Origin of the sequence: Dactylosporangium sucinum, from assembly GCF_014647515.1 — a bacterium.
GTDB classification, from domain to species: domain Bacteria; phylum Actinomycetota; class Actinomycetes; order Mycobacteriales; family Micromonosporaceae; genus Dactylosporangium; species Dactylosporangium sucinum.
The window spans coordinates 1-1,498 of record NZ_BMPI01000182.1; the positions used below are offsets into that span (position 1 = coordinate 1).

The following is a 1,498-nucleotide window of genomic DNA, read 5'->3' on the forward strand; positions in this document are numbered from 1 at the left end:
GCTCACTGGGCCACCATCCTTGTGTCGGCGTTTGAGAGAGTGCCGATGCACCACTGGTGACCACCGGGCCATCGCCCTGCTCGCTTGACCTTCGAGGTCCGGCATGAGTTCTGCGAGGTCCGGTGGCCCCGGGCACGCCGACTGGCGACAGGGCTGAGCGCCGAGCCTGAGCGCCGATCAGTGAGCGACCGGCTGTCGTGCCGTGGGACCACCGGGTGCCTTCCCACCGTTGCAGCGATGAGGAGGCAAGGATGAGTGTCACCCAGCAGCTCGACGGCCGGCCACCGACCGGCGGAGTGGACTGGTCCAAAGACGACCACGCGGTCTCGGTGGTCGACAGCGACGGACGTCAGAGCCTGCGGTTCACCGTCGCGCACACCGCGGCCGGGCTGCGGGAGATGACCCGCCGGCTGCTGCGCGCCGGCGTCGCCGAGGTGGGCATCGAACGACCGGACGGGCCGGTGGTCGAAGCGCTGCTGGCCGCCGGACTGACCGTCTACGTCATCTCCCCCAACCAGCTCAAGAACCTGCGGGGCCGCTACGGCTCGGCCGGGAACAAGGACGACCGCTTCGACGCGTTCGTGCTGGCTGACACCGTGCGCACCGACCGGCTGCGGCTGCGTGCCCTGCAGCGGGACACCCCGGCCACCGTCGCGCTGCGCGCGACCTGCCGGACCCGCAAGGACCTGGTCGGGCACCGGGTCGCGCTGACCAACCAGCTGCGCGCCCACCTGCAGACCGCATTCCCCGGCGCGGTCGGCCTGTTCGCCGACCTCGACAGCGATATCAGCCTGCGGTTCCTGACCCGCTTCCCCAGCCAGGACAAGGCCGACTGGCTCTCCCCAGTCCGCATGACCGCCTGGCTGCGCGCCGCCCACTACTGCGGCCGACGCCCCGGAGCAGCCGTGCACGCCCACCTCGCCGCCGCACCACGCGGCGCCACCGGCGAGCACGGCGCCGCCCTGGCCCACATCACCCTGGCCCTGGTCGCCGCCATCCGCGCGGTCCTGGCCCAGATCGACGCCCTGGAGGCCCACATCGCCGAACAACTGGCCCTGCACCCCGACGCGGCGATCTTCCAATCGCTGCCCCGCTCCGGCACCGTGCGCGCCGCCCGGCTGCTCGCCGAGATCGGCGACGCCCGCGGCCGGTTCCCGACCCCCGAAGCCCTGGCCTGCCTGGCCGGCGTCGCCCCATCCACCCGACAATCCGGCAAAATCAAGACTGTCACGTTCCGATGGGCCGCCGACAAACAACTGCGCGACGCGGTCACCGACTTCGCCAGCGATACCAGACACGCCAACCCCTGGGCCGCGAACCTCTACCGGCAAGCCATCAACCGCGGCCACGACCACCCCCACGCCACCCGCATCCTGGCCCGCGCCTGGCTGCACATCATCTGGAAATGCTGGCAGACCAACACCCCCTACAACCCGGACAAACACGGCGCACTCCAAGCCCTCCAACAACCGGCGGCTTGACACAGGGCTACTCATGC

At 71.0% G+C, this 1,498-nt stretch carries 1 protein-coding gene; it reads left to right on the forward strand.

Going from position 1 to position 1,498, the window contains the following annotated elements:
- The first annotated feature begins 251 nt into the window (after positions 1-251).
- Positions 252-1,481 carry an IS110 family RNA-guided transposase gene (locus tag IEZ31_RS55685; protein ID WP_190258278.1) on the forward strand — a complete coding sequence of 410 codons (1,230 nt, stop codon included), beginning with the start codon at positions 252-254 and terminating at the stop codon, positions 1,479-1,481.
- Positions 1,482-1,498 lie beyond the last annotated feature (17 nt).